The sequence below is a fragment of the Solidesulfovibrio sp. genome, from assembly GCF_029978005.1.
Lineage (GTDB): Bacteria > Desulfobacterota > Desulfovibrionia > Desulfovibrionales > Desulfovibrionaceae > Solidesulfovibrio.
Window position 1 is genome coordinate 1 of sequence record NZ_JARKOZ010000154.1, and the last position, 4,651, is coordinate 4,651.

Here is a 4,651-nt window from a genome sequence, read left to right on the forward strand (position 1 = left end):
CGCCCGCCGCGCCCAAGGCCCGACCCGACCCTGCGGCTTCCGGAGAGCAGCGGAAAAGGATGACCTGGACGAATTTCGGGAAAAGGTAGGGAAATCCTGGGAAGCCGGCAAGCTGAAAGGAATCTGTTGTTAAAGAAAGGAACCATTCTTGCCTTTCAGAGGCTTCCAAAGCAAAAAATCCAAGAACTTCGCCCCGAAGGGGCGACGGCCTGGGGCCGGAATTTTTCCTGCCGAGCCTGCCGCGAAGCGGCGGCAGCGGCAGGGAAAATTCCGGCCCCATCTTCGGTCCGCCAGACGACCGGCTTTCCGGTGACCGCAGCCCTTCCCGCCCGACCACGCCGACGGGGGGGCCTGGGGGGAGTCACTCCCCCCAGTGGAGGAGGGTCCGGGAGGAGGCGACGCCTCCTTCCGGCTCTTCCCTCCCCTCCCCCTACCTCTGCTCCGGCGTGAACGCCACGGCGGCCAGCGGCGGCAGGGTCAGGGACAGGTAGTGCGGCCAGCCGCCGATGCTGGCGGGTTTGGCCATGACGCCGCCGTCGTTGCCGGCGTCGGTGCCGCCGAAGTAAGCCGAGTCGGAATTGAAGATTTCCTTCCAGAATCCGGGCACGCGGCAGCCCACGGTATAGTCCTCGCGAGCCACGGGGGTGAAGTTGAAGGCCCAGAGGATCTGCGAGCCGTCCGGGGCCTTGCGCAGGAAGGTGATGACCGAGGAGGCGTAGTCCGAGAGGTCCACCCATTCGAAGCCGGTCCAGTCGTTGTCCCGGGCGTGCATGGCCGGCCAGGCCTTTTGCAGGGCGTTGAGGGCGCGGGTGAGGGCCATGGCTCCCTGGTGGGCGGGGAATTCCGTAAGCACCCAATCGAGGGGCTCGTGGGAGTTCCATTCCTTCCACTGGCCGAATTCGCAGCCCATGAAGATGAGCTTTTTGCCGGGGTGGGCCCACATGTAGGACAGAAACAGGCGCAGGTTGGCCATCTGCTGCCACTGGTCGCCCGGCATCTTGGAGATGAGCGCGCCTTTGCCGTGGGTGACCTCGTCGTGGGACAGGGGCAGGATGAAGTTCTCGTGGAAGGCGTAGAGCATGGAAAAAGTGAGTTGGTTCTGGTGGTAGGACCGGAACACCGGGTCCTTGGCGAAGTAGTCCAGGGTGTCGTTCATCCAGCCCATGTTCCACTTGAAGGAGAAGCCGAGGCCGCCGGTGTAGACCGGGCGGGAGACGCCGGCCCAGGAGGTGGATTCCTCGGCGATCATGGCCGCTCCGGGGAAGTGATCGTGGACCACGACGTTGAGGTCGCGCAGGAACTCGATGGCGTCGATGTTCTCCTTGCCGCCGTACTTGTTGGGAATCCACTCCCCTTCCTTACGCGAGTAGTCGAGGTAGAGCATGCTGGCTACGGCGTCGATGCGGATCCCGTCGATATGGAATTCCTTGAACCAGTAGAGGGCGTTGGCGAAGAGGAAGTTGCGCACCTCGTGGCGGCCGTAGTTGAAGACGTAGGTGCCCCAGTCCGGGTGCTCGCCCTGGCGCGGGTCCTCGTGCTCGTAGAGCCCGGTGCCGTCGAAGCGGCCCAGGCACCAGGAGTCCTTGGGGAAGTGCCCGGGCACCCAGTCGAGGATGACGCCGATGCCGGCCTGGTGGCAGGCATCGACGAGCGCGCGCAGGTCCTCGGGCGTGCCGAAGCGTGAGGTCGGGGCGAAGTAGTGGCCGGTCTGGTAGCCCCAGGACTCGTCCAGGGGATGCTCGGCCAGGGGCATGAACTCGATGTGGGTAAATCCCAGGTCGCGCACGTAGGGCACGAGGTGCTCGGCCATGTCGCGGTAGGAGAAAAACGAGCCGTAGTCCTTGGTCTTCCAGCGCCAGGAGCCGGCGTGGACCTCGTAGATGGATACGGCGTCGGCCAGCAGCAGGCCGTTGTCCTGACGCGCCGACATCCAGGCGGCGTCGTTCCAGACGTAGTCGTCGAGGCTCCAGGCCCGGGCGGCCACACCCGGCCGCATCTCGGCGTAAAGGGCGAAGGGGTCGGTCTTCTCCACCGTCGCGCCGTTTTTTTGCACCACGGAAAACTTGTAGAGCTCGCCGTGGACAAAGCCCGGGATGTAGCCGGCCCACACGCCCGAGGCGGCCACGGGATAAAGCGCATGCAGGCCCGGGGTCCAGTCGTTGAAGTCGCCGACCACGGACACGGACCGGGCGTTGGGGGCCCATACGGCGAAACGGTAGCCTGGGCCTTTTTCCCCGTCGTGGGGGTGCGCCCCGAGCACGCGGTAGAGGTCCCAGTGCTTGCCCTGGCCGAAGAGGTAGATGTCGAGTTCGCCGATGGCCACGGGAAGGCACGGCGTCTTGGGCTTGACGGTCGCTGACATGACGGACTCCTTTGCTGTCGCCGGGAAAGCCGCCTCTTACGGCGGCGCGGCGACGATCGCGGACCGGTTCGGCGACGGTCGCACGCAGGGGAGGCGGACGCCGCCAACGAGGCGGGGCGCCGGCCCTGGGCTTAAATGTCCGCGCCGAGTTCCCGATACAGGCTGATGTAGTTCTTGGCCGCCTTCTCCCAGGAATAGTCCGCGCGCATGGCCCGCTTGACCATGCCGCGCCAGGCCTCGGGCTGATTCCACATCTCCAGGGCGTCGAGGATGGCCCGATAGAAGAGCTCCGGGTCGGGCTCGCGGAAGGTGAATCCCGTGGCCTCGGGATCGGGCCAGGGCACGATGGTGTCGCGCAGCCCGCCCACGGCCGTGGCCACAGGGGGCGTGCCGAAACGCAGGGCGTACATCTGGGTCAGACCGCAGGGCTCGTAGCGCGAGGGCATGAGGAAGATGTCGGATCCGGCCTGGATGCGGTGGGCCAGGTCCTCGGTGTAGCCGATACGCACCACGAGCTTCCCGGGATAGTTCTCCATCATGTCCAGCAGCACGGCCTCGTAGTCGAGGCTGCCCTCGCCGAGGACCACCACGGCCACGTCCTGCTCCATGAGCCTGGCCATGATGTCGATGAGCAGATCCACGCCCTTCTGGTCGCGGATGCGGCCGATGAACCCCAGGATGGGCCGCTTGAAAAACCGCCGGTCCAGGCCGAGCTCGGCCACGAGGTTGCGGCGGCAGAGGTCCTTTCCGGACAGGTCGTCGGGGCTGTAGGCGCTTGGCAGATAGCGGTCGTTGATGGGGTCCCAGACCGTGTAGTCCGCGCCGTTTAAAATGCCGCGCAGTTGCGACGAGCGCTTGGACAGGATGCCTTCCAGGCCACAGCCGAACTGGGGATAGAGAATCTCCAGGGCGTAGGTGGGGCTGACCGTGGTGATGATATCGGAGTAGGCGATGCCGGCCTTGAGCAGGTTGAAGTCGCCCCAGAACTCGGCCCCGTCCATGTTCCAGGCCTCGCGCGGCAACCCGGAATCCCAGAAGAGCCGCGAGGCGAACCGACCCTGGAAGGCCAGATTGTGGATGGTCATGACGGTCTTGGTGTTGCGCCAGAACGGCGCTTCGGGCCGCAGGAAGCGCAGGTAGGCCGGCACCAGGGCGGCCTGCCAGTCGTGAGCGTGGACGATGGCCGGTGCGCCGTCCAGGCGGCTGGCCCAGGCCATGGTGGCCCGGCAGAAGAAGATGAAGCGCTCGCAGTTGTCGAAATAGTCGCCGTCGTGGGTGTTGTAGTAGAAGCGGCGGTCGAAGTACTCGCCGCGCTGCACGAAATACACCGGCACGTCGTCGCAGGTGGCGGTGTAGATGTCGGCCGTGATGGGGGCCCAGGGATAGCCGACGCGGCACTTGGAGTAGATGAGCCGCAACTGGTGGTCGCCGGTGTTGAGCCGGCCGTAGTACGGCGCGATCAGGGCCACGTTGACGCCCTGGCGCTTGAGTTCCTTGGGCAGCGCGCCCATGACGTCGCCAAGACCGCCGGTCTTGGAAAACGGGTACATCTCCGAAGCGATAAAGAGGACCTTGTGATGAAACTTCATCGCGCTCCTCGGCCTGACCGGTTGCGTTCACGAGCGGCAAATCGCCCGATTCCCGTGTCGGCGCGCGGCGTCCCCGCGCATCCGGGGCAAAGCATGGCTTGCCTTGCGCCGCCTGAGTATTTAATAAGCGAACTGATAATATAGCATCACACCTTGAACTTGTTCAGCAACATGGCATAATCGTTCACGATGCGTTCATGATCGAAGCACAGGGGACTGGGCCAGCGGCCCACGGGAAACACCCCGACATCCTTGGCGTCGTCGCCGGCGGCCAGTTCGTCGGGGTCCAGGGCCTGGGCGATGTAGACCACGCTCATGGTGTGCTGCCTGGGGTCGCGGGCGGGGTCGGAGTACACGCCCAGAAGCCCGGTCAGCTCCACGGTGAGCCCCGTTTCCTCCTTGGCCTCGCGCACGGCCGCCTTCTCGGCGGATTCGCCGTAATCCACGAATCCGCCGGGCAGAGCCCAGCCATGGGGTTCGTTGAGGCGTTTGACGAAGACCACGCCGCGGCCCGGGATGTGGATGAGCGCGTCCACCGTGGGCACGGGATTGCGGTAGTGGACCACGGGCTGGCCGCAATGGGGACAGGGTTTGGTAAGGGCCATGCGTCTTCGGCTCCGGGACGTGCCCAAGCCGTCTTCCCGCCGCGCCACCCGCCGGTCGGTCGCGCGGGGAAAGATGACTCAAGCGTTTATAAAAA

4 protein-coding genes are annotated in these 4,651 nt (G+C 65.3%); all 4 read right to left on the reverse strand.

The annotated features are described in order from the left end of the window. A partial coding sequence (locus Q1K70_RS17555; RefSeq protein WP_300162355.1) for a hypothetical protein occupies nt 1–280 on the reverse strand: 280 nt, incomplete at its 3' end. A 150-nt stretch (nt 281–430) separates the two neighbouring features. After that, nucleotides 431–2,362, reverse strand: a complete 1,932-nt coding sequence (glgB, locus tag Q1K70_RS17560; protein ID WP_300162358.1) for a 1,4-alpha-glucan branching protein GlgB — start codon at nt 2,360–2,362, stop codon at nt 431–433. Between the two features lie 131 nt (nt 2,363–2,493). Continuing rightward, the gene (glgA, locus tag Q1K70_RS17565) at nt 2,494–3,951 is read right to left on the reverse strand and encodes a glycogen synthase GlgA (protein WP_300162361.1); all 1,458 of its coding nucleotides are present in this window, start codon (nt 3,949–3,951) and stop codon (nt 2,494–2,496) included. Nucleotides 3,952–4,097: 146 nt separating this feature from the next. Next, nucleotides 4,098–4,556 carry an NUDIX hydrolase gene (locus tag Q1K70_RS17570; RefSeq protein ID WP_300162364.1) on the reverse strand — a complete coding sequence of 153 codons (459 nt, stop codon included), beginning with the start codon at nt 4,554–4,556 and terminating at the stop codon, nt 4,098–4,100. Nucleotides 4,557–4,651 lie beyond the last annotated feature (95 nt).

Coding starts and splice junctions, on each gene's coding strand:
- glgB (WP_300162358.1), bottom strand. CDS start 2,362: ATGTCAGCGACCGTCAAGCCCAAGACGCCGTGCCTTCCCGTGGCCATC.
- glgA (WP_300162361.1), bottom strand. CDS start 3,951: ATGAAGTTTCATCACAAGGTCCTCTTTATCGCTTCGGAGATGTACCCG.
- Q1K70_RS17570 (WP_300162364.1), bottom strand. CDS start 4,556: ATGGCCCTTACCAAACCCTGTCCCCATTGCGGCCAGCCCGTGGTCCAC.